Origin of the sequence: Mycobacterium sp. PSTR-4-N (assembly GCF_022348085.1) — a bacterium.
Lineage (GTDB): Bacteria > Actinomycetota > Actinomycetes > Mycobacteriales > Mycobacteriaceae > Mycobacterium.
In genome coordinates this window covers 1-26,545 of sequence record NZ_JAKRFN010000019.1, presented here as the reverse complement: position 1 = coordinate 26,545, position 26,545 = coordinate 1, and the positions used below count along the sequence as shown (strand labels likewise).

Annotated in this window: 19 protein-coding genes; 7 read left to right on the top strand and 12 right to left on the bottom strand. The window is 67.6% G+C overall.

The genetic code is table 11. The annotated features are described in order from the left end of the window. Window positions 1-218 precede the first annotated feature (218 nt). The 3 genes from MHN84_RS21965 to MHN84_RS21955 are packed head-to-tail and all read left to right on the top strand — an operon-like array spanning window position 219 to window position 4,683. A complete protein-coding gene (locus tag MHN84_RS21965; protein ID WP_241206634.1) occupies window positions 219-1,769 on the top strand; it encodes a hypothetical protein in 1,551 nt (516 codons plus the stop codon). A 33-nt stretch (window positions 1,770-1,802) separates the two neighbouring features. Continuing rightward, window positions 1,803-3,287 carry an NAD(P)/FAD-dependent oxidoreductase gene (locus MHN84_RS21960; RefSeq protein WP_241206633.1) on the top strand — a complete coding sequence of 495 codons (1,485 nt, stop codon included), beginning with the start codon at window positions 1,803-1,805 and terminating at the stop codon, window positions 3,285-3,287. Window positions 3,288-3,312: 25 nt separating this feature from the next. Beyond that, a complete protein-coding gene (locus tag MHN84_RS21955; protein WP_241206632.1) occupies window positions 3,313-4,683 on the top strand; it encodes a cytochrome P450 in 1,371 nt (456 codons plus the stop codon). Here MHN84_RS21955 and MHN84_RS21950 read toward each other — a convergent pair. The 5 genes from MHN84_RS21950 to MHN84_RS21930 all read right to left on the bottom strand — a co-directional run bounded on the left by MHN84_RS21950 (window position 4,680) and on the right by MHN84_RS21930 (window position 10,645). Then, the gene (locus MHN84_RS21950; RefSeq protein WP_241206631.1) at window positions 4,680-5,507 is read right to left on the bottom strand and encodes a class I SAM-dependent methyltransferase; all 828 of its coding nucleotides are present in this window, start codon (window positions 5,505-5,507) and stop codon (window positions 4,680-4,682) included. The genes MHN84_RS21955 and MHN84_RS21950 overlap by 4 nt on opposite strands. A 27-nt stretch (window positions 5,508-5,534) precedes the next feature. Beyond that, a complete protein-coding gene (locus MHN84_RS21945) occupies window positions 5,535-6,740 on the bottom strand; it encodes a PE-PPE domain-containing protein (RefSeq protein ID WP_241206630.1) in 1,206 nt (401 codons plus the stop codon). A gap of 192 nt (window positions 6,741-6,932) precedes the next feature. Then, window positions 6,933-7,595, bottom strand: a complete 663-nt coding sequence (locus MHN84_RS21940) for a cutinase family protein (protein ID WP_241206629.1) — start codon at window positions 7,593-7,595, stop codon at window positions 6,933-6,935. Window positions 7,596-7,653: 58 nt separating this feature from the next. Further along, window positions 7,654-9,135 (bottom strand): NAD(P)/FAD-dependent oxidoreductase, encoded by a 1,482-nt coding sequence (locus tag MHN84_RS21935; RefSeq protein ID WP_241206628.1) that lies wholly within the window; start codon window positions 9,133-9,135, stop codon window positions 7,654-7,656. Between the two features lie 184 nt (window positions 9,136-9,319). Continuing rightward, window positions 9,320-10,645 carry a PE-PPE domain-containing protein gene (locus MHN84_RS21930; protein WP_241206627.1) on the bottom strand — a complete coding sequence of 442 codons (1,326 nt, stop codon included), beginning with the start codon at window positions 10,643-10,645 and terminating at the stop codon, window positions 9,320-9,322. A gap of 891 nt (window positions 10,646-11,536) precedes the next feature. On the opposite strand from MHN84_RS21930, the gene MHN84_RS21925 reads away from it, so the two are divergent. Together MHN84_RS21925 and MHN84_RS21920 are read left to right on the top strand one after the other, a co-directional pair. Next, window positions 11,537-12,970 carry a PE-PPE domain-containing protein gene (locus MHN84_RS21925; RefSeq protein WP_241206626.1) on the top strand — a complete coding sequence of 478 codons (1,434 nt, stop codon included), beginning with the start codon at window positions 11,537-11,539 and terminating at the stop codon, window positions 12,968-12,970. Window positions 12,971-13,013: 43 nt separating this feature from the next. After that, window positions 13,014-13,844: an SDR family oxidoreductase gene (locus MHN84_RS21920; RefSeq protein ID WP_241206699.1), complete on the top strand. Its 831-nt coding sequence runs from the start codon at window positions 13,014-13,016 to the stop codon at window positions 13,842-13,844. Here the strand turns inward: MHN84_RS21920 and MHN84_RS21915 are convergent. The 7 genes from MHN84_RS21915 to MHN84_RS21885 form a co-directional block, all read right to left on the bottom strand. Beyond that, entirely contained in the window at window positions 13,827-15,005 is a 1,179-nt protein-coding gene (locus MHN84_RS21915; RefSeq protein WP_241206625.1) for an alkane 1-monooxygenase, read from the bottom strand. The two genes, MHN84_RS21920 and MHN84_RS21915, sit on opposite strands and share 18 nt — an antisense overlap. Before the next feature lie 167 nt (window positions 15,006-15,172). Beyond that, window positions 15,173-16,774 (bottom strand): peroxidase family protein, encoded by a 1,602-nt coding sequence (locus tag MHN84_RS21910; protein WP_241206624.1) that lies wholly within the window; start codon window positions 16,772-16,774, stop codon window positions 15,173-15,175. Window positions 16,775-16,826: 52 nt separating this feature from the next. Further along, the gene (locus MHN84_RS21905) at window positions 16,827-18,719 is read right to left on the bottom strand and encodes a substrate-binding and VWA domain-containing protein (protein WP_241206623.1); all 1,893 of its coding nucleotides are present in this window, start codon (window positions 18,717-18,719) and stop codon (window positions 16,827-16,829) included. Between the two features lie 47 nt (window positions 18,720-18,766). Further along, entirely contained in the window at window positions 18,767-20,968 is a 2,202-nt protein-coding gene (locus tag MHN84_RS21900; protein WP_241206622.1) for a malate synthase G, read from the bottom strand. Beyond that, complete coding sequence (locus MHN84_RS21895) at window positions 20,965-21,939, bottom strand: 3-methyladenine DNA glycosylase (protein WP_241206621.1); 975 nt, start codon at window positions 21,937-21,939, stop codon at window positions 20,965-20,967. Before MHN84_RS21895 ends, MHN84_RS21900 begins: the two co-directional genes overlap by 4 nt. Window positions 21,940-21,944: 5 nt before the next feature. Further along, window positions 21,945-23,006, bottom strand: coding sequence for a hemolysin family protein (locus MHN84_RS21890; protein ID WP_241206620.1), 1,062 nt, complete (start codon window positions 23,004-23,006; stop codon window positions 21,945-21,947). Further along, entirely contained in the window at window positions 22,999-24,375 is a 1,377-nt protein-coding gene (locus tag MHN84_RS21885; protein ID WP_241206619.1) for a hemolysin family protein, read from the bottom strand. The genes MHN84_RS21890 and MHN84_RS21885 overlap by 8 nt, the downstream gene beginning before the upstream one ends. A 376-nt stretch (window positions 24,376-24,751) precedes the next feature. Here MHN84_RS21885 and MHN84_RS21880 point away from each other — a divergent pair, with 376 nt between their 5' ends. Both MHN84_RS21880 and MHN84_RS21875 read left to right on the top strand, forming a co-directional pair. Beyond that, window positions 24,752-25,720, top strand: coding sequence for an iron ABC transporter substrate-binding protein (locus MHN84_RS21880; RefSeq protein WP_374238402.1), 969 nt, complete (start codon window positions 24,752-24,754; stop codon window positions 25,718-25,720). After that, on the top strand, window positions 25,717-26,545 hold an 829-nt coding region (locus tag MHN84_RS21875), incomplete at its 3' end, for an iron ABC transporter permease (protein WP_241206617.1). The genes MHN84_RS21880 and MHN84_RS21875, both read left to right, overlap by 4 nt.

Here is a 26,545-nt window from a genome sequence, read left to right as displayed (position 1 = left end):
GATCAGCCAGCGCATTTCGACGGGGCAGCGCCGGCACGCCGAATCGCCCGCCGAGTGCGCCAGGCACGCAAGACGGGCCCATCGTCGCGGACACATGTGACGGCGTAGCAATTTCTCGTTAGCTGGACACCTGCATCACACTTCGGTACTGTCATCGTGATCTCGTCGTGACCCGTTACGCGAGAGCCCTGAGCACGTCCGACGAGAGGGATGCACACATGCAGTCAGCGTTGCGGCCGTACGTCACGACAGGCGTTGCGCTTGTCGGGGCGTCGTTGATCGCGGCGGGGTCGGTATTGCCGGTCGAGGCGGCGGTCAGCGCCGCCCAGGAGCGCACGATCTCGTCGATGGACGTGAGCCTGGTGGCCGCGTCGACGGGTCTCAAGCCCGGCCAGTCCTACGCCAACATCATTCCGAACCTGTTCAACGCGGTGCTGAGCATCCCGCGTGCCGAGATCGACGGCATCAACCGCTTCTCCGCCGCGATGGAGGAGAGCAAGAGCTGGTGGGTCTACAGCGACGTCAACGTCCTCGGGTGGGATCCGCCGAACGAGGAGATGACCAAGGGCTTCGTGGACATGCTCCTGCCCTTCAAGCCTTACTCGGAGCAGGCCGGCATCGCCACGTTCCTCTGGTTCGCCGCGAACTTCCCGATGGATGCGGGCTGCTCCGGCCTGCCGCCGTGTCCGCACCCCGAGAGCATCCTCAGCCACATGTTCCAGGTGGCCCCGTGGGAGTTCTACACCGGTGACGGCTACACGTTCGGCGATGTGATCAACCCGGTCAGCGAGAACGAGACCTATTGGGGTCAGGAGCTCGGCGAAACGGGTGAGAAGACCCCATGGTCGAACACGACCTGGCTGCTCGACCCGAACGCCGGCTGGAACGCGACCTGGGACTACCTGCTCGACGATCCCGAGCCGGTCGACTTCCCGTCCGGCAAGGAGATCTGGGACACCACGGTCCGGCTGACGTCGGCGCTGTGGAAGAGCTGGTACCCCTTCGTGCCGCAGAGCACGCTGTGGAACCCGCAGATGTCGCTGTCGGCCTACGTGCTGCGCCCGTTCGCGAAGGTGCTCTGCCCGACCTGCAACCCGGCAGATCCGTTCATGCCGACGGACTGGAAGCCGGGCGACGACATCCCGCCGAACAGCTACGTGCCGCTGAAGTACAAGAAGAACTACGGCGAGGACGGCAAGTGGATCGGGCCCAAGCCCGGCGAGGAAGACACGTCCACCGCGACCGCGCTGCTCGCGTCGAAGACCACGCCCGCGGTCGAGACGGCTGTCGAGGAGCCCACCAAGGACACCTCGGCCGACGCGGTGAAGCCGGCCAAGAAGAACGATTTCCTGGCCAACGCGATCCAGAACCTCACCGACAAGTTCAACCAGGCCAAGACCGACGACACCAAGACCGACACGGTCGAGGCCGGTGCCACGGACACCGACAAGGGCGAGGTCAAGGAAACCCCCGCCGCCGAGGTCACCCCGGTTGCCGACAAGACCGACGACACGTCGTCTGACGACACCGCCAAGCCGGCCAAGAAGTGGTCGTTCGGCAAGGACCGCAAGGCCGCCGATACGACGAAGGCCGATGCCGATGCCGACACGACGAAGGCCGACGCGAAGAGCGATGCCGCAGGGTCGAAGTCGTCGGACAACGCGGCACCGGCCAAGAAGGCGCCGAAGTTCGGCAAGCGTGACTCGGGCGGCAGCGGCTCGGGTGCCAAGGCAGGCGCGGACAAGTCCGACGGCGGTGACAGCAAGTAGGAACGGGACTGCGATCGCCCGTACTATCGCCACGTGAGTACCGAGCAATACGACGCTGTCATCGTCGGTGCGGGATTCGGTGGGATGGGTGCCGCGATCCAGCTCAATCGGCTGGGGTACCGCCGGATCGTCATCCTCGATCGGGAAGACGATCTCGGCGGTACCTGGCATGTCAACCGGTATCCGGGTCTGACGGTCGACGTCCCATCCACCACGTATTCGTATTGGTTCGAGCCGAACCCGTACTGGTCGCGGCTCTACGCTCCCGGCGCTGAGCTCAAGACCTACGCCGAGCACGTCGCCGACAAGTACGACCTGCGGCGCTACATGCGCTTCAACACCACGGTCGACGGGGCCCGCTGGGACGAGGAAACGCAGACCTGGCAGGTCTCGCTGCAGGGCGGTGAGACGATCCGCGCGCAGTTCCTCATCCTGGCGACCGGATACCTGAGCCAGCCGAAGAAGCCCGACATCCCCGGCATCGAGGACTTCGCGGGCACGGTGCTGCACGCCCAGGAATGGAACGACGGTTACTCGCTGCGCGAGAAGAAGGCCGCGATCATCGGAACGGGCTCGACCGGTGTGCAGTTGATCCCCAAGCTCGCCGAGGACGTCGCCGAGCTGACCGTGTATCAGCGCACCCCAATCTGGGTGATGCCGAAGTTCGACCTCTCGTTCGGCCCCGCCGCCCAGAAGTTGTTCGCGAGATTCCCTGTGGCACAACGGCTCCTGCGGATGTCCAGCGATCTTTTCATGGACGTCATGGTGACCATCGCGATGTGGAAGTTCCGGCAGTTCCGTCCGGTCAACAGCGCCGCAGCGGCCATCGGCGCCCTGCACCGCTACCTGTCGATCCGGGACCGGGAGCTGCGGCGCAAGCTCACCCCGAATTACGACTTCGGCTGCAAGCGCCCGACGCTGTCGAACGTGTACTACCGCGCGCTCAACAAGGCGCACGTGCACCTGGAGACGGCGGGCATCGAGCGGATCGATCCCGACGGGATCGTGACGACCGACGGCGTCAAGCGCACCGTGGACACGTTGGTTCTGGCCACGGGCTTCGACGTGTGGGAATCCAACCTGCCCGCGATCCCGGTGATCGGCCGGGAGGGCCGCGACCTCGGAAAGTGGTGGCGGGAGAACGGGTTCCAGGCCTATGAGGGCATGACGGTGCCGATGTTCCCGAACATGATCAACCAGGCGAGCCCCTACGCGTGGGTGGGCATGTCCTGGTTCGACACCGTCGAATACCAGATGCGGCACATGAAGCGGTTGTTCGGTGAGCTGCAGCGCAGCGGCGGCCGCGCGTTCGAGGTCACCGAGGCGGCCAACGACCGGTTCCTCGATCGCATGCTGACCCTGCTCGACGATTCGGTGTTCCGGCTCGGCGATTGCACCAATTCGCGGTCGTACTGGTTCAACAAGTCCGGCGAGGCGCCGCTGTTCCGGCCCACGTCCATCCGACAGGCCGTCAAAGAGCAGGAGCATTTCCCGCTCAGCGATTACCAGATAGCCTGACGCCCCCGACGAACGAGGTGACACCATGACAGCGGCCACCACGGATCCGGTGAAGCTGCCACCCGGACCGCCCCTACCCAAGCTGGTTCAGGGCGCGTATGTGCTCACGGCCCGCTACGGCTCCATCGCGGCGCTGGGCCGCCGCTACGGCTCCACGTTCACGCTCAAGGTGCCGGTGTTCGGCACCACGGTGGTGATCAGCGATCCCGCGCTGGTGAAGGAATTGTTCAGCAGCAGCCGCGACTTGATCGGGCGGCCGCAGAACAACCTGGGGGGTGACGTGCTCGGCCCCGGCTCCATCTTCAACCTCGAAGGGGACGCGCTGCTCGCCCGCCGCAAGCTGCTCCTTCCGCCGTTCAACGGCAAGAACATGCGTGCCTACGAGAGCATCACCGAGCAGGAGGTGCTGCGCGAGATCGGCTCCTGGGCCGAGGGAGTCGAGTTCCCGACCGTCGACCCGATGATGCGGATCACGCTCAACACGATCCTGCGAGCGGTGTTCGGCGCCGAAGGCGCCGAGCTCGACGAGATGCGTGAGCTGATGCCCAAGGCCGTCGAGTTCGGATCGAAGATCGCGCTGATGCCGTCCGTCGTGCGCAAGGACGTCGGGCCGTGGAGCCCGGGAGGGAAGTTCGCCGGCTACCGACGCCGGATGGACGAGCTGCTGAAATCGCTGATGAGTCGAGCGCGATCGGACCCGGACTTCGCCGACCGTGGCGATGTGCTGTCACTGCTGCTGCAGGCTCGTTACGACGACGGCGCACCCATTCCGGACAACTACATCGTCGACGAGCTGCTCACCATGCTGGTGGCCGGGCATGAGACCACCTCGACGCAATTGGCCTGGACCATCGAACGCATCCGTCGCCATCCCGACCTGCTGGTCCGGCTCACCGACGAGGTCGACGCGGGCGGCAACGAGCTCCTGCTGGCCACCATCGCCGAGTCGCAGCGCACCCGGCCGGTGCTGACCGCGGCGCTCCGGCGGGCTCGCACGCGAATCCAGCTGGGGGAGTGGATCATTCCCGAGGGCGCCACGATCCTGGCGAGCACCCAGCTCGCGATGGCCGCCGAGAGCAGCTTTCCCGACGCCGAGCGCTTCGACCCGGACCGCTTCGTCGGCAAGCCGCCCAACCCCTTCGCGTGGATCCCGTTCGGCGGCGGCATGATGCGATGCATCGGAGCCTCCTTCGCCACGATGGAGATGGAGGTCACGCTTCGTACCATCCTGCGTGAGTTCCGCATCGAGCCGACCACCGAACCCGACGAGAAGCCCCACAGCCGCGGCGTGACCGTCACACCGGGCCGGGGTGGCCGCGTCGTCGTGCACCGCCGCACACCGGCCGGACCGCGCGCCGCCGATTCGGTCTCGGCGGGCAACGGCGAGAGCCGCTAGAAGCGGTAGGACAGCACCCGCGCCTTGCGGGCGATCGCGGGGATGCGGTGGGAGAGCCGCGCGGCAAGACGCAGCCCGCGGGGAAATGCCGCGGCTTCGGGCCGCTGCATCACGCTCTGCTCGTCGCGAAGGCGCAGGGCGGGATTCCAGGACTCCGGGCGGCGGGCGTCGGCGAATCCGGGGAAGTTCCACTGATCGTGCGGCGAGTTCGTCTTCCGCGAGGTGGCCAGCCGACCCAGCAACCGGTTGGCCCGGCTCACCGGTCCGTAGTCGTTGAACGCGAGCACGCCCGTCGCGAAATGTGTTGTCACGTCCGAGAACAATGCCTTCACCGCCGGCTCGTCGAGGAACGCGATCAACCCGTCGGCGAACACGAGGGCGGGCCGGTCCGCCGGAATCTGATCGGCCCAGCCTTGGGCGGTCAGATCGGTGGACATCGGATGGTCGGCCGGATGGGCCGGCAGCACGTCGGCGCGCAGCGCCAGCACGGCGGGCGTGTCGACGCTGTACCAGTCGACTCCGGCGCCGGGGTTCACCCGGTGCACAGCCGACGAAAGACCCGCCCCCAGATCGACCACCACGGCATCTGGATGTTCTGCCAGGAACGCGCTGATGAGCTCGTCGAGAATCTTGGCGCGCAGAGCCACCAACGGCACCACGCTGGGGGTGGCGGCGAGGCTGGTGAAGTCGTAGTCGATGGCACCGACGGTGTCGAGCGCCCACCGATCGCCGAGGATCGGCCGCGGCGCGCGCTGGTCGAGTGCGCGGCAGTATTCGGTCAGCAGAGCGGTCTGTTCGAGCGGTGCGAGATGGCTGACGTCCATGACATCAGCCAAGCACAGCCGGCTCGGTCACTGCGTCGCAGAGGTGCTGTCCGCGCTCGCTGCGGTATGTGACGCACGGGTGTGCCGATCGAAGAGACGCGCGAAGGGCCGCTTGCGGGTCGCTGTGCGATCCGCGGCCTCCTTCTTCGCGGTGGACTTCTCCGCGACAGTCGTGGCGGGGGCGGCCGGGGCGGTCTCCTGTGCGAGATCGTCTCGCTCCGTCGGCTCGTCGGCAGGGGCGACCTCGGGCTGGACGACCTCGGGTTCGGCGTCAGTCGGCTCCGCCGACTCGGCCGCGCGCACCTTTCGCGCATCCCGCGCAGTGGTCAGCGCGGTCACCAGGGGGGTGGCTGTGCGCGTCTGTGGCTCGGGCTCGGGGTTGGGCTCGGGGGTCGGTGGCACGACCGGGGGGAGCAGGTCCGGAGGCCAGCCGGGGGAGTCCGGAAGATAGGACCGGTCGTACCCCTTCTCGATCTTCGCCTTCAGAGGACCGTTGAGTTCGTCGGCGAGCTTGTCGAGTCCCATTTTGCGCAGCGGATCCAGCAGCGGGATGTCCTCCGTCGGAACGAACACGTAGATCGTGTTGCCCTCTTTCCAGACGTAGTTCGCCGGATCGTAGATGTCGATGTCGTCGTAGTTGACGTGGATGTTGGTCAAGCCGGCGTTGGCGTTGAGAAATGCCAGCAAGTTCATCGGGTTGTCCGGCCAGTCGGAGGCTCGGTCGTATTGCCGTGTCACGTCGATGATGTCGTAGTCGGTGGCCGGCGTGACCGAGCCGAACCGCCGGTGCGTTCCGCCGTATTTGCGGTCAGGGTTGCCGATGAGCACGAAGCTCATCTGCTCCCGCGTCGGCACGCCCTCGGTTCCGGCATGGTCTTCGAGCCACTGTCCGACCACGCGTGCACCCTGGCTGTACCCGAACACCACCATGGGGTTGGTGAAATCGGTGGCGGCCAAGGCCTTCTGGAGGTCGTCGGCGCCGGTGTAGCGGTCGAGGTAGGGATAGGTGACCGGCGAACACGTGCGGGTTCCGGTGCACATGATGCCGCCGTGGTCGTCGCTGTTGTCCCCGGGATAGAGCGCCAAGGTCACGACTTTGAGCTGATCGGGCAGGGCCGCGATCGCCTCGGGTGCCGTCGCGAGGCTGGGCACGCCGACAGCCAGCGGGGCGATGGCGGCCGCGGCGGCCACCGCGACCCAGCGTCGCGCAGATCGCTTAGCTGACCTGTTCATGTGGTGCCCCTGTTCTCCCCGGCGCTGCAATTTGCTGCGTAGCGCACACCCTACTCGCAGTCCAGATGACAACAGGGATGTTCAGCTGTGAGTTTCGCCGACGACACCGAAGGTGACACGTGACGTCAAGATGATTGCCGGGCATGAGAGGTTTGAGGATGCTCAGAGGTGGGTATCGGGTTTGCCCGCGAGTCAGAGTTTGCCGGCGACGAAGTCCGCCGCCTGGTCGACCATCCCGTTGTCTACGTAGGCGAAGTGCGCCGGCAGGCTCAGCCCCTTCGAGCAGAACAGATCGTCGAGGGCGCACATGTCGATCGACCGCGGGCCGTAGGTGGTGCTCATCGCCGGCAGAGGTCCGCCGCCCTTGACATCGCGCAGCGGATTGCCGAACACCGCGATAGCTGCGATGTGGTCGGAGAGATGCGCGGGCAGGGGAGTAGGCGTGTAGTGGCCCAGCGGCTGCGGGTCCACCGTGATCAGATCGATGACGCCGGCGCCCTGGGACATGCCGCCGAGCACCAATCTCGTCGATGGACAGTTGTCGGCCATCCACTGCACACGGGCAGTGGCATCCGCGGCACCGGCGGGCGCCGACTTGTCGAAATCGAAGCCCGCAGGGTAGTTCACGGCATACGCGCCGACGGACCGGTCACCGACGCGCGAACGCAACGCATCGACGAAGGCGTCGCCAACGAACCCGAGGCCGGGGTCTGCCCCGGTGCCCCGGGCGAAGATCACCTCGATGTCCGGGCAGGGCTGCGCCTGCGCTGCCGGAGCGCCGACGACCCCGGCCAGCAGCACCGTCGACGCCAGAATCACTGCTCCGAGAACGCCCCTGACGTGTCGCACACCCATAAGACCATGCTAGCGATCGCATTCACAGGAACCTCTGACGTCGCTCTGACCTGCAGCGTCAGGCGAAGGCGTAATGACTGAGCGGGAAGCTCTCGTTCTCGCGGTTCGTTTCGTTGGTGGAGGCGGGCCGCACGAGGGTCTCCCCACTGGGACTGAAGTAGTACGACCGCGATCGCGCGCAATCGCCCTGCCGGAACACGGTCTTGCCGAGCTTCGCCGACATCCGTTCGCGGAAAGCCGTATTGGCCTCTTCGGTGACCTCGAAAGCGCGCGCACCCCGGCGCTGCAACTCGCCGAACAGCCGGTCCATGTGCCGCATCTGGTACTCCATGGTGTTGAAGTACGACAGGCCGCTGGACGCGTACGGACCGGCCAGCATGAAGAGATTGGGGAACGCAGGCACCGTGACGCCCTGATACGACTGGAACCCGTTGTCGCGCCACCACTTCCCGAGGTTGCGGGCGTCGCGGCCGATCAGTTCGATGGCCGGGATGTTGGCCTCCCAGATGTCGAATCCGGTGCACAGGACCAGCGTGTCGATCGTGGTCTTGGTGCCGTCGCACGCCACGATGCCGTCGGAGACGATCCGCTCGATTCCGGCGGTCTGCAGGTGGACGTGCGGTTCGGCCAACGTGCGGTAGTAGGAGTTCGAGTAGGTGGGTCGCTTGCACCCGAAGTCGTAGTCAGGGGTCAGCTTCGCCCGCAGACTCCTGTCGCGGATCGACAGGAAACGATGCAGCGCAGACAGGTACGACGCGAAGACGTTGAGTTGCCGGAAGTACTTGTAGTTGACCACCGACAGGATCATCATCACCTCGAGATTGGCATCCGTGGTGAAGCGGAACGCACGCTGCAGCAAGGGGATACGGGCAAACAGCCGGCGGACGAACGGCGGGATGGCGAAGTCCATCTTCGGCACGACGTGGATCGGCGTGCGTTGGTACACCGTCAGGTCGGCCGCGGTCTTGGACAACTCGGGGATCAGCTGCACCGCAGTCGCTCCGGTGCCGATCAGACCGATCCGCTCACCGGCGGGGGAGTAGTCGTCGTCCCAGTCCATGCTGTGGATGACGCGGCCTTCGAAGTCGGCGATGCCCGGGATGTCGGGATTGCGCGGCTGGGACAGGTAGCCGGTCGCGGTGATCAGAAAGCGTCCGGTGAGGGTCTCCCCGTCCGACAGAGTGACCTGCCAGAGCTGGTTCTCCTCGTCCCACCGAGCACCGTCGACCGGGGCATTGAAGCGCATGTGCCTGCGCACGTCGTACTTGTCGGCGACGTGATCGGCGTACTCCTTGAGCTCCGAGCCGGGGGCGTAGAGCCGGGACCAGCGCGGGTTGGGCTCGAACCAGTAGGAGTAGGTCGGCGACGGGATGTCGACGGCCAACCCGGGGTAGTGGTTGACGTGCCAGGTGCCGCCCAGGTCGTCCTCGCGATCGAGGATCAGGATGTTGTCGTAACCCATCTTCTTCAGCTGGATCGCGGCACCCATTCCGCCGAACCCGGCGCCCACGACGATCGCGTCGTACTGCGGGGAATCCATGGACATCAACGCTACCTCACAGCAAATAGGTCATCGGGCCACAGCAGTTTAGGTCGCCGCCCGCGGCCGCGCTCACCGTCACATCCGCCCGGCCGATCCACCGACACCACGAAGCCCCGACCAATGGCCGGGGCTCCGGGCGGGTGTCTGAAGGCTTCAGGCAGCCTCGAGTTCCGGGGAGGGCTTACTCCGAGGAGCCGGAGGAGTCAGACGACCCAGATCCATCGGACGACGAGTCGTCCTCGGCAGCCTGCTGGCGGGCTGCCTTCCGTGCTTCGCGCTTGGCGGCCGCCTCCGCCTTCGCCGTGGCCCTGGCCTCGGCACGGGCCGCCTTGGCTTCCGCCCGCTTCGCCTTGGCCTCCGCCCGGGCCTCGGCCCGTGCGTCGCGGCGATCCTGTGCCGTCACCTTGGGCTCCGGCTGGGCCTGTCCCGCCGACGCGTCCTCGCCGGTGGTACTAGGGGCATCCGACGCGTCAGAGACGGCCTCGACTTCGGGTGCGGCGATCGCGGCGACCTTGACGGCGGGGGCGGCATCGTAGCGGCTGTAGCCCTTTTGGATCTTGGCCTCGAGTTCGGCCTCCTTGGGCTTCAGCCACGGCATCAGCTGCACCAGCGGCAGCGTGGCGGTGGGAACCAGGTAGTGCTCGGTGACACCACCCTTGGCGTTGACGGTCTTCTCGTAGTACATCGTCCCCTTGAGCGCTTCCAGCTCCGCCATCGAGGTCGTGTACATGACTGGCACGTGAACGACGATCGAGCCGGCTATCGCGTTGGCCATGGCCAGGAAGTTCCACGGGCGGTCGGGCATGTCGGCCATGCCGTCGTACTCACCGGTGATCACGACCACGTTGAAGGGCGTGACAGGCGGCGGCTGGTAGGTGTAGTCGTACTTCGAGCTGTACTTGGCGTCTTTGATCAGTTCCTGGCGGCTGGAATCCTCGACGACGATGAACGTCACCTTCGAGGGGTCGGGCATCGTGCCCTCTTCCATCCACTGGCGCATCACCTCGTTGACCACCAGCGAGCCGGCCGACAATCCGACGACCGTGACCTTGTCCGTGGGAGCAGACAGATTGCCGACGGCTGTGTCGATCGCAGCGTCCAGATTCGGGATGCCGACGCGAATTGACGCGCCGAGTGTCATGTCGCCCTTGCCCGAGTACGGCCCGGCCTCTGCCGGCCATGTCACCGACGTCCGAACATCGTCTTTGAAGGCGCCCTCGAGCAGCGGCTTCATCAACGTGTCGTCCATGGATTTGATTTTGATACCGCCGATGATCACCGCGGTGCTCACGGCACTGGCTCCCGTGGCAGTGGTCAGCGCTAGCGCGATAGAGGCAAAAGCGGTGCCACAGGCAACACCGGCTTTGCGAATGGTGTTCTTCATGACATCTCCCCGAATTGAAACGATTGTCGACTCGCCGTGCTCGGCGCGACATGAGCATATTGCGCGTCCGTCAACAAGTTCGTAGCAAAAACCCAACATTTCCAATTTATGCAATTCGGGCAAAGTGGTCGTCTATTGCTGTTATCCATTGTTTATAGTTTCTCTACGTTAGTAGAGAATTTACGCTCACGGCGGCAGGAAAAGGCACCGGTCATCACGCCCGGGAGGAAAAGACTCGCTGAACGGGCTTTTAGTAGGCAGAATGCTCCACCGCTGGCATTCGCGAGCGAAAATTACGTTACTGTAACTATCGCCATCTCTGTATTCGTAGAGTGTGTAGCTGAGATGTTGCTGACACCTGGTCGGCTAAAAAAAATTTTTGGTCTGTACCATCACCCACAGCACACCTTTGCCGCTGCGTGGACGGCGGGTGAACATTGCCTCGCCCTCGAACCACGCCGTCAGCTCCGGTCACGCTGTCGGCAATACCCAAACTGACTCTCGAGTAACAAACGGATTCCACGGAGCAAACCCAAGTGACACGCGACGCCACCCAGCAATCGACGGTGAGCTTGCCGAGGCCCCCGGCATCTGACGCCGCCGTCCGCCCACGGCGGAGGTGTTTTTAGGCAAAAGCCCAGTTGCGCAACACTTTTGGCATCCACGACGGGTTCCTCGACGCGTGCTGTTCCGCGTGGCATCGTCGGCGCGCAGCTGGCGTGGTGACAACGCCGGAATAGCCACAGCGGCGCAACATGCCCTTCGCAGGGGAAGTTTCAGTCACCGCGCGTTTGCTAGGTAGCCACGCAAAAAGTAGTTGCATGCGGTAACGTCCGCGACGGTCGACGCGCCGGCATCGCGTCGGCGAGAGAAGCGCAGTCGTGGCCCTCAGGCACTGGCCACGAGCCCTCTCGCTCCCGGCGCTCGCCCACTCCGCTCCACCCCCGGCTCTACCCCCAGCAGTTGACCCGTCATCTGACGACAGCACAGTCGTCTCTTCGGAAGGAATGTGGCGTGAAACGAGCGACCAAGGCAGTGATGACCGCAGCGGCACTGCCGATTGCGGCGACACTCCCGCTGACGTTCGGCGGCGCAGCGATGCCGGCCGCTGCCGCCGCGGCCGCCGCGGCCATATCTTCGGCCTCGTCGGTGATCCCGCCCGGCCCTGCCACTGTCTTGCATCATGGTCCGACGCCGTGGGACATGGCCGACAACCTCGGCGGGGCGCTGTGCGAAGCACCGAAGGTGTGCAAGGAGGTCCGCTACGACTGGATTCAGCCGTACGGACCCATCGAGTTCGGTGTCACCGAGAACGTCAACCGTCTCGATTGGGCGATCCATCACGTCGGGACCGATCCCAAGATCGTCTACGCGTTCAGCGGGGGAGCGCGCATCGCGTCGGTGTGGCTGCAGGATCACGCCGAGGACAAGGACGCACCAGCACCGGAGGATCTGTCCTTCGTGCTGCTCGGTAACGGCGGCCGCAAGTACGGCGGAGTCAACGGCTGGTTCTGGGGGGATCTGTTGCGGACCCCGACCGACACCCAGTACGACGTCGTCGACGTCGCCGGCGAGTACGACCCGATCGCCGACTTCCCGACCAACCCGTTCAATCTGCTCGCGGTCGCCAACGGTGTCGCGGCCTTCGTCTACGTCCACCTGCGCTACGACGAGGTCGACCTCGACGATCCGGACAACATCGTCTGGAAGGAAGGCAAGACCACCTACGTCTACGTGCCCACCGAGCATCTGCCCCTGCTGCAAGGCTTCTACGATCTGGGGCTCGGGTCACTGGTGGCCGACATCGAGCCCAAACTGCGGGAGATCGTCGACAAGGCCTACGACCGGACCTGGCTGGAGGGCAAACCCACGCTGGGTGACATCGCGGCGGGTGCCGAGACCACGGCCTCGACGTCGGTGACCACGCCGCAGGCTCGCCCTCTGGTTCGCGCGGCGGACACCAAGACCGCGGACACCGAGACAGCGGACTCGGAGAAGAACGCCACCGAAGCCACCGGCACCGGTGGCGAGCACGCTTCGGCGCGACCCGACACGACACCGAGCCCCGAGTCTCCCGACACCGGAAGCGATTCCGAGTCCGAGCAGCCGACCGATCCCGACGTCGTCCCCGCCGACGAGCCGGGCGACATCGTGACGCCCGACGACCGGCCGGCCGACGACGCCACGGCGCCGGACGGCGAGCAGCCCTCCGACACGCCGACCGAGGCATCCGACGGCGACGGCGACACCGGCACCGCGTCCGCGCCGCGGGCCAAGCACCGCATGCCGCTGCGCGGCGTCCTGAAGGCCATCGCGGCCGAGAAGGCCACCAAGACCGCCGAGACCGCCAAGTCCGACACCGGGCGGACTGCGACGGCGAAGGCGGCGTCCTCGTCGGCGAAGGCGGCGTCCTCGTCGGCCGGGGGCGGCACCGACTCGCAGAACTGACACGGCGGCCGGCGGCTATCCTTCCGTCGTGGCAACTGAGGGTATGGCGGGCAAGGTCGCGTTCATCACCGGTGGCGCATCGGGGATCGGGGCCGCCCTCTCAGAGGCACTGGCAGCTGCGGGTGCGCACGTGTGGATCGCCGACCGGCAGGTCGAGGTCGCCGAGACGGTGGCCCAGCGGCTGCGCGGCACGGGTGCCACCGCCCACGCCGTCGCCCTCGACGTCCGCGATCCCGCAGCGTTCGAGGACGCCATCGCCGACACCGTGCGCACCAGCGGCCGTCTCGACCTCCTGTTCAACAACGCGGGCATCGGCATCGGCGGTGAGGTCGATGCGCTCACCCTGCAGGACTGGACGGACATCATCGACGTCAACCTGCGCGGCGTGGTGCACGGGGTACAGGCCGCCTATCCGCGGATGATCGCGCAGGGCAGCGGGCACATCGTCAACACGGCATCGATGGCGGGCCTGATCACCACGTCCGCCCAGGCCGGATACTCGGCCACCAAGCACGCCGTCGTCGCGCTGTCGAAAACACTGCGTGTCGAGGCGGCCGCGCACGGCGTGCGGGTGTCGGTGCTCTGCCCCGGGGTGGTGCGCACGCCGATCCTGTCCGGCGGCGAATACGGGCGCAATCGCACCGTGAGCCGGGAGAACCTGATCAAGCTCGGTGAGGCGCTGCGCCCCATCGAGCCGGATCAGTTCGCCTCCCAGGCCCTGCGCGGCGTCCGCCGCAATCACGCCATCATCGTGGTACCGCGCTGGTGGAAAGCGCTGTGGTACCTGGAACGCCTGTCGCCGACCCTGTCGATGAAGACGGCCGCGATCGCGCTCAAGCGCACGCGCGAGGTGGCCTCAGCCCCGCTGCAGTAACCGCTGCGCCTGCCGGGGCCGCAGCGCGGCCAGCCGGATGTCGCCGCGATAGTGGTCCTTCACGCGCCGGTCCATGACCCATCGCCACAGCGGTGGGCACAACGCCAGCACCACCATGGCCGCGTAGCCCGCCGGCAACTGAGGCGCCTCGTCGGCGTGGCACAGCGCCTGGTAGCGGCGTTGAGGATTCGCGTGGTGGTCGGAGTGGCGCTGCAGGTGGAACAGGAAGACATTGGAGATCACCGAGTTGCTGTTCCAGCTGTGCGCCGGGCGGACCGGCTCGTAGCAGCCGTCGGGCCGGCGCTGCCGGCGCAGACCGTAGTGCTCGAGGTAGTTGATGGTCTCGAGCAGGAAGACGCCCAGCAGAGCCTGACCGATCAGCCAGGGCACGACCTGCACCCCGAATCCGATGATCAGCGCTGCGAACAGCCCCACAGCCATCAGCCACGCGTTGAGCACGTCGTTGTGCAGCGTCCAGACCCATCGTCCGTGCCGGCGCAGCCGCCTGCTCTCCAGCGACCAGGCCGACCGCAGACTGCCGGTGATCGAGCGCCAGTAGAACGCGTACACGCTCTCGCCCAGACGTGAGCTCGCCGGGTCCTCGGGCGTGGCCACCCGCGCGTGGTGGCCCCGGTTGTGTTCGACGAAGAAGTGGCCGTAGCCGGTCTGGGCGAGCGCGACCTTGCTCAGCCAACGCTCCGCGCGTGCGCGCTGATGGCCCAGCTCGTGGGCGGTGTTGATCGCGATGCCGCCGATGCCGCCGACGGTCAGCATCAGGCCGACCTTGTCGGGCGGCGTCATCGTCACCCCGCCCCCGCCGGTCCACAGCCAGCACGCCAGCAGCAGCGACATGTACTGCGCGGGCAGATAGAGGTAGGTGGCCCACCGGTAGTAGCGGTCCTGCTCGAGGTAGACCAGCACGCTGTCCGGCGGGTTCTCCGAGTCCGGCCCGACGAGGTAGTCCAGCACCGGGATGATCACCAGCATCAGTGCCGGCCCGGACCACCAGAACAGCCCCGAACCGGTCAGCGCAACGGCTGCCCACGAGGCGGGGACCAGGACGGGGATCACTATTCCGAGCAGCCACACGTAGCGCTTGCGGTCGCGCCAGTCACGGGGCGCCGCAGCGGATCGGATGTGGCCGGGCCGTCGGGTGGGCATCGTGCGCCTGCTCCCCCTCCTCGCCGTACTGTTAGCTGATCTTCGCACCCCCGCGCGTCGATCCGGTAACGCCGTCATATCATTGTTGCTCGTCATCGGGCAATCTCAGGAGCGAAGCGTGTCGTGTCGGACTGCTCACCGACCCCTTTCGAGCAGTTGCTCGCCAATCAGAAGACGCCGGGTCGCCGGTGGCGCCGGCCGAGGCTGACCCGCGGCGCGGGCGCCTCTCCGGAGATGTTGCGCAGGACCACGTCCGACAGCGTCGTCGTCGAGTCGATCACCTCGCACCCGACCGCGGAGAACGTCGTCTCACCGTACACGCCCGGGTCCAGCAATGGGTTGGTCAGCGCCTGGGAGAACGCGTCCACCGCCACCATCGCGCTCATCAGCGGGGGCAGCGTGCTGCCGCGCCGGACGTCTTCGGCGAACAGTCCCACGAACAGCTCGACGCGGTCCATCCCGTCGGCGCCGTAGCACGCCGTCAGCGCATCGCGGGTCCGCCGATCCGAGGTCAGATCGTCGATGGTGGTGAGCGCGGGAAAACCGCACAGCTCCCGGTAGGCGTTGTAGGGCTGCAGCCCGGTGTCGCGGCCGATCGTGATCGACTTCTCCTCGATCGGCAGCAGGCTCGGGTCGGTGTTGCCGAGGGCGATCGTGCTGCAGGGCTGGCGCGAGGCCTCGTCGAACAGCGCGGACAGCCCGTGTTCGGTGACGGGACGGGTGTCCCACCACATATCGGCGAAGCGCCGCTGCTGCCCGCCGACGGTGACCTCGGTCGGCACCAGCGAATGCCACCGGTAGAGCAGGTTGAACTCGACCGACATCCAGTTCTGCCGGTACCACTTCTCGCCTGCGCCGATCCCCGGCTCGACGAACAAGGGGAACTTGATCGGCGTGATGTGGTTGATGTAGTCCTCGATGACGATCTTGAGCAGCACCACGGTCAGCGTGTTGCGGGTGGTGTCGAACACCCGGTCGTCGGACCAGTCCCTGTGTTTCTCGCTGATCAGCCCCGCGATGCGGTTGTGCTCGCGCAGGAAGAGCGTGCTCATCATCACGAAGCCGTAGTGGATGTTGCCGCGGGGGATGCCGAGCGCGAAGAGCGTGGATCTGCGGGCATCCGGTACGGGACCGCCACGCTCGGCCTTGATGTCTCGCCCCCGGAACTCGGTCTGCAGACCCTCGAACTCGGGCTTGACGGTGCCGTCGGCGTCGCAGAGATAGGGCGGGAACTCGGCGTCGAGGGTGGGTTCGGTCTTCAGCCGGCCGCCGGTGTGCGCCCGCAGCACCGTGGTCACCTCTGTCTCCTGGCCGTAGAGCTGGCTCAGGTCGATGTCGTGCGTCGAGGTGTTCTTCTTGTCGTTGCGGGGGTCGGTCCGCAGGAATCCGTCGACGAACCACTGCGCGAAGATCGGGAAGAGCAGCGTCGACTTCGGCGACTCCGGGCATCGCGTGCCCGCGCGGGCGAACAGCGCAGCCACCGTGGCCGGCGCGGGCAGGTCGGCCGCACGGCTCGGCAGCGACGGCAGATGACGTTGGCTGAAGCGGCGGTCGTGCAGTGACTCCCACGAAATCCAGTCCTGCTTGGTGCTCAACGCACCGGTTCGGGTCGGCATCGTGTAGATCAGCGAGTTGATCAGCCACCGGTTGACCAGCTTCGACACCCCTGGCGTCGCGCGCAGCCCGCGCCAGATCAGCGCGAAATGCGTGGTCGCCAGGATGCGAACACCGTGCGAGACACCGTTCTTCCGCCAGAACCCGCTGGTCACGGACGTCAATATAGGACAACAGCGCGGCTGGGGGAGGTTCTCCGGGGCGCGCTCAGCCCATCATGGTCGCGACGGCCGACGCCAGCTCCGGACCCGACGAGCTGGACAGGTTCTGGTAGGTGCCGCCCGTGGTCCGGGAGACCGCTTCCCAGGTGGAGCGGTCGGGATCGTCGCCGAAGTCGATGACGTTGATCGCGACGGGTTTGGCCGGGTCGAACGCGCCGCTGACGTACTGCTGTAGTCCGTCGGCACCCAGCGACTGGTCGGTGTGCGGGCCGGCGGTGATCACGAGCACCGAATTCTTCTGACCCTCACGATATTTCGCCGATGCGTCGGTGTAGACCAGGCGCAGCGTCGTGAACGACACCGCGCCGCCGTCAGACGGCGACTGCCCGTCGAGCGCGGCGGTCACCGCGGCCGAGCGCGGCTGGCCGTTCACCTGGTCCGACAACGCTCCCAGCGGCACCTCCGAGCGCCCGGCCACCCCGTCGAACGTCCACAAACCCACCCCGGAATCCGGGGGTAGGACCTGCAGGCGCGCCGTGAGCGCGTCGACGACATTGCTCAACCGCGATTTCCCGCCCTCGTCGGTCGGCATCGACTGGTCGAGCATCACGGTGACCGTCGGGCTCTGTGCCGGGCTGGCCAACATGTCGGCAATGGTGACCCGCAGCGCGTTGTCGCCGAGGTCGACCGGTGTGCCGAGGGGCCGGAAAGACACCACGTAGCTGGCCGGGGGCTGCTGGCCCTCCACCCGGAACCCTGCCTTCGCGAGCTCGGCGAGTTGGTCGGGTTTGCGCATGAAGCGGGCGAACTCGCTGGCGGCCGAGATCTGCTCCTGGGCCAGTCCATCGCCGGAGAGCAACACGGTGGGGAAGTCGGCGACCGCGGTGGGTCCCGGCGGCAGCCACGCCGCCAGCTTGGCGTTCGCGTCGGGCAGGTCGGCAGCCTTCTGGAAGAGCCGCTGCTCGGTGGTGACCACGGCGTGCACCGGTGCGGTCGCGGGGTCGTCAGCGCCCAGCAGAGCGTCGAACGCCGTGCCGGCGGTGGCGTCGTCGAGGTCGGGGGCCGCGGCCATGACGGTGCTGACGGCGCCCAGCCCGGCGCTGGGCGGCGAGCCCGCGGGTGCCGATGCGGCGGCGATCGCCTCGGCGGCCAGATACGACGCGTCGCTGTCCTGGTTCACGGGCAGCGCCAGGCGGAGTCCGCCCCAGCCCTGCAGTCCCAGGCCGTCGAGTCCGGCAGGATCGCTCTGCAGCCGCGCGAGGGTGCCCCAGTTCTGGTCCTTCAAGGCGCCCTGCACTTGCGGAGACGTGGCCAGCACCACGGGCGAGGTGACCAGGGAGCGGCTGTCGCTGACGGTGCGCGGTCCGGTCTTGGCCTCCAGGCGGGCCTCCGAGGCCGAACTCGCCGGGATCCACAGGGCCGGGCGCTGCCCGAGGTCACCGGGCCAGTCCCCGGTCAGCCCGTTGAACACCTGATCGGAATCGGCGGAGGTGACCTCGACCTTCACGCACTTGTCGCCCACCGGCTCGGCGGTGTCGTTGTAGCGCTGCGCCAGCGCGGTCACGGGCTCCGCGATCGCGGGATCGGCGACGACCGCGACGGCGACCTCACCCTCGACACACCGGGCAGCGGCCGTCTGCGAACGGCTCGACAGCGCGTCACCGAAGAACCGCCACATGATCACCGCGCCGACGATCACGACAACGCTGATCAGCGCGACGATGACGCCGACCGAGATCTTCCGACGTCCCGGGGTGACCGCCCGGTGGCTGCCGGTCCACTCGCCGTTGTCCCAGCCGCCGCTGCGCTGACCGTCGGGCCGCGATCCGTCGGCTTTTCGGGCCGCGCCGAAGCGTTCGGTCTGTGACTCGTCGGGTGCAGGTCCTTGCCGCCTGGTCGAGTCGGAGTCGTCGGGATCGGGGAGGCTGTGTCTACCCAAAGTGGTCCAGTACCTGCCTTGTCGTTGACCTGGTGTGTCGGCGGAGCTCAGTGCGCGCCGGCGGCGGCTTTGAACTCACGTCGGCGGCGATGCAGGATCGGTTCGGTGTAGCCGCTGGGCTGCGCGCAACCGTCGAGGATGAGCTCCTGAGCCGCCTGGAACGCGATGCTGCCCTCCGGGTCGGGCGCCATCGGCCGGAAATCGGGATCCGCGGCGTTCTGCTCGTCGACCACGGCGGCCATCCGCCGCAGGCTCGCCTTGACGTCGTCGGCGGTGATCACCCCGTGCCGCAGCCAATTCGCCAGCAGCTGACTGGAGATCCGCAGCGTGGCCCGGTCCTCCATCAGCGCGACGTCATGGATGTCGGGCACCTTCGAGCAGCCGACACCTGCGTCGATCCAGCGCACCACGTAGCCGAGGATGGACTGACAGTTGTTGTCGACCTCCTCGCGGATCTCGTCGGACGCCCACGCCAGCTCCTTGGCCAACGGCACCGTCAGCAGGTCGTCGAGGCTGGAGCGGCGCTTGCCCTCGAGCTCCTTCTGCACCGCGAACACGTCGACCGCGTGGTAGTGCATCGCGTGCAGGGTGGCCGCGGTCGGCGACGGCACCCAGGCGGTGGTCGCACCCGCTTTGGGCTGGCCGATCTTCTGCTCGACCATGTCGGCCATCAGCTCGGTCATCGCCCACATGCCCTTGCCGATCTGCGCCTTGCCGGAGAGCCCGGTCTCGAGACCGATGTCGACGTTCTGGTTCTCGTAGGCCTGAATCCATGCGGTCGACTTCATCGCGCCCTTGCGGATCATCGGACCCGCCTCCATCGACGTGTGGATCTCGTCGCCGGTGCGATCCAGGAAGCCGGTGTTGATGAACACCACGCGGTCGGCGGCGGCCTTGATACAGGCCTTGAGGTTCAGCGTGGTGCGCCGCTCCTCGTCCATGATGCCGACCTTGATGGTGTTCTGCGGCAGCCCCAGCACGTCCTCGACGCGGCTGAACAGCTCGCAGGTGAAGGCGACCTCGTCGGGGCCGTGCATCTTCGGCTTCACGATGTAGATCGAGCCGGTGCGGCTGTTGAGCAGCGGGCCGTTCCCGTCCTCGTCGCGCAGGCCGTGGATCGCGATCAAGCTGGTGAACAGGGCGTCCTGGATGCCCTCGGGCACCTCGGCGGCGTCGGACCCGTCATCGGTGGCGAACACGATCGCGTCGTTGGTCATCAGATGGCCGACGTTGCGGACGAACAGCAGGCTGCGGCCCGGCAGCGTGACCTCCGCGCCGTCCGGACCGGTGAAGGTGCGGTCGTCGTTGAGCACCCGGGTGAACGTCTTGCCGCCCTTGCGGACCTCTTCGGCCAGGTCACCGCGGTTGAGGCCCAGCCAGTTCCGGTAGCCGAGCACCTTGTCGTCGGCGTCGACGGCGGCCACCGAGTCCTCGAAGTCCATGATCGTGGTGATCGCCGACTCGAGCACGACGTCCTTGATGCCGGCCTTGTCGGTGGAGCCGATGGGGGAGTCGGCGTCGATGAGGATCTCGATGTGCAGGCCGTTGTTGACCAGCAGCACCGCGGTCGGGGCGTCGGGCTCGCCGAGGTAGCCGACGAACTGGGCCGGATCCACGAGCGAAACCGATTCGTCGTCCAGCGTCACGGTCACCGCGCCGTCGGCGACGGTCAGCCCGGTGATGTCGGCCCAGGAGCCCTGCGCCAGCGGCGCGGCACCGTCGAGGAACGTCCGGGCGTAGGCGATCACCTTGTCGCCGCGCACCTTGTTGTAAGAATCGCCGGGCTCGGCGCCGCCGTCGGTGGGGATCACGTCGGTGCCGTAGAGCGCGTCGTACAGCGAGCCCCAACGGGCGTTGGCGGCGTTGAGCGCGAAGCGCGCGTTGAGCACCGGCACCACCAGCTGCGGGCCGGCGGTGGTGGTGATCTCGTCGTCCACGCCGGAGGTGCTGATCGTGAAGTCGGCGGGCTCGGGCTCGAGGTATCCGATGTCGGTGAGGAACTGCTTGTACTCCTCGGGGTCGAAGCCGCCGATGATGCGGGCCCGATGCCACCGATCGATCTGGGCCTGCAACTCGTCGCGGCGCGCCAGCAGCTCCTCGTTCTTCGGGGTGAGGTCGGCGACGACCTTGTCGACACCGGACCAGAACGTGTCGGGATCGATACCGGTACCCGGGAGCGCCTCGTTCGTGATGAAGTCGTACAGCACCGGGGCGACGCGCAGGTTACCCACCGTCACACGTTCGGTCATGAGTCCTCCCTCGGCGGCATGCGCGCGCTCGAACCCGCGCTACCTGTCGTGAATTCCGTCGAACCAGCGTACCCGCCGGTAAACACCCCACCCGTGCCGGTGAGCGCAGCCCCGTTGTCAGCCGAGGCCGCGAGCGCGTCGCAGGCGTCGATGAGCCGCGCCCGCAGCGGGGCGGCGCGCACGCTGATCGCCTCCTGGGCAGCGGCGTATTGCGCTCGGCCCGCGGATGTTTCGACCGGGATGGGTGCGAGGCCGAAGTCCCGCAGGTCGTAGGGGCTGGCGCGCATGTCGAGCACCCGCGCGTCCACCGCGAGGGCGAAACAATCCAGCAGCAACGAGGATTCGATCAGCGGTCCCAGCTTGGCCGCCCACTTGTACAGATCCATGCCCGCGTGCACGCAGCCCGGCTGTTCCTCGGCGATCTGCGTCGCCCGCGACAGCGGTCGGGCGTTGCGCGGCGCGGCCGCGGTTGTGAAGAACCGATAAGCGTCGAAATGGCTGCACCGCAACGGCATCGACTCGACCACCGCATCCGTGCCCGCCGCCCCCAGGCGCAGCGGCACCGCGCCGTGGCGCACCTCCGACGTCCGGTACACCATCGCCCACTCGTGCATGCCGAAGCAGCCGAACCGGGGCGGTCGTGACGCCGTTGCGGTCAGCAGATCGGCGATGAATCCCACGGTGTCCGACCGCGCCACCAGATGGTCGCGGCTGACGGCGACCCCGCCGCCGTGGCGGTGGTAGCCGGCCCGGGTGAGGTAGTCCCGCGCCCCGGGCCCGGTCAGCACGACACCGTAGCCGGGATGCCAGACGCGCAGGTGCCGCGGACGCAAGCGGTAGTAGGTGAACAGGAAATCGAACACCGGGTGAGCCAGCCCGGCCTGCCGGCGCTCGACGTGCGGGGCCAGCAGGGCGTCGGCGCGCCGACGGTGGGCGGCGGCCCGCTCCTGCCACGTCATCGGCGCTGCCATCCGAATCACACCCGGTGGGTGCCGTCCCGGACCGTTCCGACCAGGTCTTCGACGAGGTCTTCCAGCGCGACCATCGCGGTGATCGCGCCGTCGGCCGCGGTGACCAGCGCGAGGTGGCTGTTGGTGCGGCGCAGCCGGGTCAGCGCATCGGGGAGTGGCATGGAGGCCGGCACCTGGGGCAGCGGGCGCACCATCGACGACTCCAGCACCACCGAATCGTCGTTGGGACCGTCCAGTAGCGGGAGCACGTCCTTGATGTGCAGATAGCCGGCGTACGCGCCGGAGGGGTCGGCGACCGGGAAGCGCGAGTACCCGGTCTCCTTGAGTGCCTGTTCCAGCGCGCCGATCGTCGGCCCCGCCCCGGAGCGCGCGGCGGGAACCGCGCGGATCCGGTGCAGTGGCAGCGCGACGTCGTTGACCACCCGGTTGCGGATCTGCAGGGCCCGGGTCAGCCGGGTGTGCTCCTCGGGGTCGAGCAGCCCCTCCGACAGCGATTCGGCGATCATCTCCGACAGCTCGACCGTCGACACCGTCACGTCGAGCTCGTCCTTGGGTTCCACCCCGAACGCCCGCAGCGTGGTGTTGGCACACCAGTTGTAGAACGCGATGAACGGCCGGGCGGCGCGGATCCAGACCAGGTAGATCGGGATCAGCAGCATCGCCGTCGACTCGGGTCCGGCGATCGCGATGTTCTTGGGCACCATCTCGCCGAGCAGCACGTGCAGCGTCACGACGATCGACAGCGCCACCAGGAACGAGACGGTGTGCAGCAGCGCGGTCGGAATGCCGAGGAGCTCGAACGGCTTCTCCAGCAGATGCGCCACCGCGGGTTCGGCGACCCGGCCCAGCAGGATCGAACACACCGTGATGCCGAGCTGGGCGCCGGCGAGCATCAGGGACAGGTTCTCACCGGCCCTGATCACGGTGACCGCGCTGTTCTTGCCCTGCTCGGCGAGTGCTTCGAGCCGGTCGCGGCGGGCGGAGATCAGCGCGAACTCCGAGGCCACGAAGAAGGCGTTGGCGGCGAGCAGCACGAAGGTGAGCAGTACGCCGAAGACGTCACCCATCGGATTCCCCGCCGCTCTCGGCCTCGTCGGCGGCACGGCCGAGCCTGGTCAGCTCCAGCTGATCGATGCGACGGCCGTCCATTTTCACCACGGTGGCCAGCCACCGGATCGGGTCGTCGATCGGCCCGTCGGGGTCGAATGCGACCAGTTCCACCGATTCCCCTTCGTCGGGGATGTGGCCGAGCTGTTCGAGGACCAGACCGCCGATCGTCTCGTAGTCGCCCTCCGGAGCCCGGAACTCGGTGTTCTCGGCGACCTCGTCGATGCGCAGCAGTCCCGACACCTGCCAGCCTTCACCGGCATGGACCACGTCGGGCGGCTCGTCGTCGTGTTCGTCGCGGACGTCTCCGACGATCTCCTCGATCAGGTCCTCGACGGTCACCATGCCGGCGGTGCCGCCGTACTCGTCGACGACGAGGGCGGTGGCCAGTCCGTTGGCACGCACCTCGGACATCACCGCGTCGCCGTCGAGGGTCGACGGCACGCGCGCGACGGACTGCACGATGTCGGACAGCTTGCGGGTGGCGCGCTGGTCGCGCGGCACCGCGAACACCTGCTTGACGTGCACGACGCCGATGGTCTCGTCCAAGTCGCCGCGGATCACCGGGAACCGCGAGTGCCCGGTACGGACCGCCGCCTGGCTCAGATCAAGCACAGTGTCGTCGGCATCGAGGGTGTCGATCTTCGACCGCGGTGTCATCAGCTCCTCGGCGGTGCGGACGCCGAATTGCAGCGAGCGGTCGACCAGCACGGCGGTGACCGGATCGAGCGAGCCGCTCTCGGCCGAGGTGCGCACCAGCGACACCAGTTCCTGCGGGGAGCGAGCCGACCGCAACTCCTCGGCCGGCTCGATGCCCACGCGGCGCAGAATCCAGTTCGCGGTCCCGTTGGTGAGCCGGATCAGCGGGGTGAACAGGAACGAGAACATCAGCTGCGGGCCCGAGGCGAAACGCGCCGTGGGCACGGGCCGGGCGACGGCGAGATTCTTGGGCACCAGCTCGCCGAACACCATCGACACCGAGGTGGCGATCAGAATGGCCAGGATCAGCGCCAGCGTGGTCGCGAAGCTTTCCGGTAGCGACAACGCGGCCAACCCGGGCTCGATGAGGCGGGCCAGCACGGGTTCGGCGAGGAAGCCGGTCGCCAGCGTGGTGATCGAGATGCCGACCTGCGCCCCCGAGAGTTGGGTGGACAGCGTGCGGTGCGCGCGTTGCACCATCTGGTCGCGGCGGTTACCCGATCGCGCATTGGCTTCGACAGTGCTGCGCTCGAGGGCGGTCAGCGAGAACTCGGCGGCGACGAACACCGCGGTGCCCGCGGTGAGCACCACGATGGCCAGCAGTGAGAGCAGCGAGGTAACGACGGTCACCGGCGGCCGCCCGAGAAGACACAAGGGACGCCGGGCCCAGCGCCCGGCTGACTAGAGGAGGGCTCGGTCTCGGCCGGCTCCCGGTCGGGCCGCTCGGCGAGTATGGCCGGCTCGGATGGGCGTCCATCCAGTGCCTGCGGCACCTGATCCCTTTCGGCGCAGTGACAAACGGTAGTGCCCGTTCATGCTAGCCGACCTGTCCGGCTGCCCCGAGCCGGGCAATCGGTCTGGTTAGGCTCGCCTTAGCGCGGTGGTAGGTTCACAGCGAACGATCAGGAAAGGCGGACCCATGTCGCTCACACAGTCGGTCACTCGCTCGAACTCCCGGCCCTCCCGGTGGGTGGGGGCGGTCGCCACCGTCGCCGCGCTGGTGGCCATGACGGCCTGCGGATCGTCGAACACGACCGACGACGCCGACAAGGTGGTGGTGTATTCGGGGCGCAGCGAGGAGCTGGTGGCTCCGCTGTTCACCCAGTTCACCGAGGACACCGGCATAAAGGTGGAAGCGCGCTATGCCGGCTCGGGGGAGATGGCCGCGCAGCTGATCACCGAGGGCGACGAGTCCCCGGCCGACGTCTTCCTGTCCCAGGACGCCGGCGCGCTGGGCGCGGTGTCGAAGGCCGGGCTCTTCGCGCCCATCGACGCCGAGACGCTCCGAGCGGTCCCCGCGCAATACGCGGCCGCAGACGGCACCTGGGTCGGGGTGTCCGGCCGCGCTCGGGTCGTGGTGTACAACCCCACGCTGGTGCACACGCCGCCGGACACGATCGACGGGCTGCTGGCCCCGGAATGGAAGGGCAAGATCGGCTTCGCGCCGAGCAATGCGTCGTGGCAGGCGTTCGTGACCGGGCTGCGGGTGGTGCGCGGCGAGGACGGCGCGGAACAATGGCTGCGCGCGTTCAAGGCCCAGGACCCCACGCCGTACGAGAACAACGTCGCAGTGCGGGACGCCGTGGATGCCGGTCAGGTGCCGCTGGGCCTGGTCAACCACTACTACCTCTACGAGCTGATCGACGCCAAGGGCGCGGACGCGGTGACGGCGCAGAACAAGTTCATGGCCGCCGGTGATCCCGGCGGTCTGGTCAACGTCGCGGGCGTCGGCGTCCTCAAGGCCGCCCCGAATCCCGAAGGCGCACAACGGTTCGCGTCCTATCTGGTCGGCGAGTCCGCGCAGAAGTACTTCGCTCAGGAAACCGAGGAGTACCCGCTCGCCGCGGGCGTGTCGCCGTCGGGGCAGATGCCGCCGCTGAGTGAACTGCAGCCGCCCGCGGTCGATCTGTCGCAGCTCGACGATATCGAGACCACGCAGGAGCTCCTGGTCGAGACCGGCCTGCTCACCAATTGACCGCAGGCTCGATCCGGGCGGCCCGCCCGCCGGTACTGCTGTTCGCGGCGGCCGCGCTGGTGGCGGCCGCGACGCTGATCCCACTGGTCTATCTGGGTGACCGCGCGTTCTCGCGGGGCTGGACCGCGGTCGTCGACGAGGTGCTGCAGCCGCGCACCGCGGCGCTGATCGGCCGGTCGCTGCTGCTGGTGGTCACCGTGACCGTCGCGTGCGTGCTGCTGGGGGTGACCCTCGCCGTCCTGCTCACCCGCACCGATCTGGTGGGCCGGCGGATCTGGAGCGTGGTGCTGACGCTGCCGCTGGCGATGCCGAGCTATCTGCTGGCCTACCTGTGGGTCTCGGCCGTGCCGTCGATCGCCGGGTTCTGGGGTGCGGTGCTGGTCCTGACGCTGGTGAGCTACCCGCTGGTGTTGCTGACGACGACGGCCGCGCTGGCCCGGGTCGATCCCGCACAGGAAGAGGTGGCGCGCTCGCTGGGGCGGGGCGGTTGGGCGGTGTTGTTCGGGGTGACGCTGCGCCAGTCTCGGGCGGCGATCGCCGCGGGGGCGCTGCTGGTGGCGCTGTACGTACTCAGCGACTTCGGGGCGGTGGCCGCCATGCGGTACGAGGCCTTCACCTGGGTGATCTACGGCGCCTACCGCTCGGGGTTCAACCCGTCCCGCGCCGCGGTGCTGTCTCTGGTGTTGCTGGTGTTCGCGGTGGCCCTGGTGGTCGCCGAGCACGCCGCGCGGGGCCGGGCTGCGGCGTCGCGCGTCGGCTCGGGCACCCCGCGGCCGGCGCCGGTGAGCCGGCTCGGCAGCTGGCAGGGGCCGGCGCTGGTCGTGC

Excerpts from the sequence above, each read along its gene's own strand:
- MHN84_RS21965 (WP_241206634.1), top strand. The coding sequence starts at position 219 with ATGCAGTCAGCGTTGCGGCCGTACGTCACGACAGGCGTTGCGCTTGTC.
- MHN84_RS21955 (WP_241206632.1), top strand. The coding sequence starts at position 3,313 with ATGACAGCGGCCACCACGGATCCGGTGAAGCTGCCACCCGGACCGCCC.
- MHN84_RS21950 (WP_241206631.1), bottom strand. The coding sequence starts at position 5,507 with ATGGACGTCAGCCATCTCGCACCGCTCGAACAGACCGCTCTGCTGACC.
- MHN84_RS21945 (WP_241206630.1), bottom strand. The coding sequence starts at position 6,740 with ATGAACAGGTCAGCTAAGCGATCTGCGCGACGCTGGGTCGCGGTGGCC.
- MHN84_RS21940 (WP_241206629.1), bottom strand. The coding sequence starts at position 7,595 with ATGGGTGTGCGACACGTCAGGGGCGTTCTCGGAGCAGTGATTCTGGCG.
- MHN84_RS21935 (WP_241206628.1), bottom strand. The coding sequence starts at position 9,135 with ATGGATTCCCCGCAGTACGACGCGATCGTCGTGGGCGCCGGGTTCGGC.
- MHN84_RS21920 (WP_241206699.1), top strand. The coding sequence starts at position 13,014 with ATGGCGGGCAAGGTCGCGTTCATCACCGGTGGCGCATCGGGGATCGGG.
- MHN84_RS21915 (WP_241206625.1), bottom strand. The coding sequence starts at position 15,005 with ATGCCCACCCGACGGCCCGGCCACATCCGATCCGCTGCGGCGCCCCGT.
- MHN84_RS21900 (WP_241206622.1), bottom strand. The coding sequence starts at position 20,968 with ATGACCGAACGTGTGACGGTGGGTAACCTGCGCGTCGCCCCGGTGCTG.
- MHN84_RS21895 (WP_241206621.1), bottom strand. The coding sequence starts at position 21,939 with ATGGCAGCGCCGATGACGTGGCAGGAGCGGGCCGCCGCCCACCGTCGG.
- MHN84_RS21890 (WP_241206620.1), bottom strand. The coding sequence starts at position 23,006 with ATGGGTGACGTCTTCGGCGTACTGCTCACCTTCGTGCTGCTCGCCGCC.
- MHN84_RS21880 (WP_374238402.1), top strand. The coding sequence starts at position 24,752 with ATGACGGCCTGCGGATCGTCGAACACGACCGACGACGCCGACAAGGTG.